This is a genomic window from Herbaspirillum sp. UBA812, from assembly GCF_002296545.1.
Taxonomy (GTDB): domain Bacteria; phylum Pseudomonadota; class Gammaproteobacteria; order Burkholderiales; family Burkholderiaceae_D; genus Herbaspirillum; species Herbaspirillum huttiense.
In genome coordinates, this window is record NZ_DBIC01000265.1 from 12,579 (window position 1) to 12,835 (window position 257).

The window sequence follows — 257 nt, forward strand, 5'->3', positions numbered from 1 at the left end:
GCGGCGTCAAAGCGGCGCTTTTCTTCCTGCGAGAAGGGCCGCAGCGGCGGCACCGGGATCGGCTTGCGCTGGTCGTCCACGGCCACCATGGTGAAGAAGCAGCTGTTGACGTGGCGCGTTTCCTGGGTGCGGATGTTCTCGGCCACCACCTTGATGCCGATTTCCATGGACGACTTGCCGGTATGGTTGACGCTGGCCAGGAAAGTCACCAGCTCGCCCACGTGGATGGGCTGGCGGAACATCACCTGGTCCACCGA

1 protein-coding gene is annotated in these 257 nt (G+C 63.8%); it reads right to left on the bottom strand.

What is annotated here, in order from left to right; genetic code table 11:
- A partial coding sequence (locus B3873_RS17950) for an acyl-CoA thioesterase (RefSeq protein WP_286867745.1) occupies positions 1-257 on the bottom strand: 257 nt, incomplete at both ends.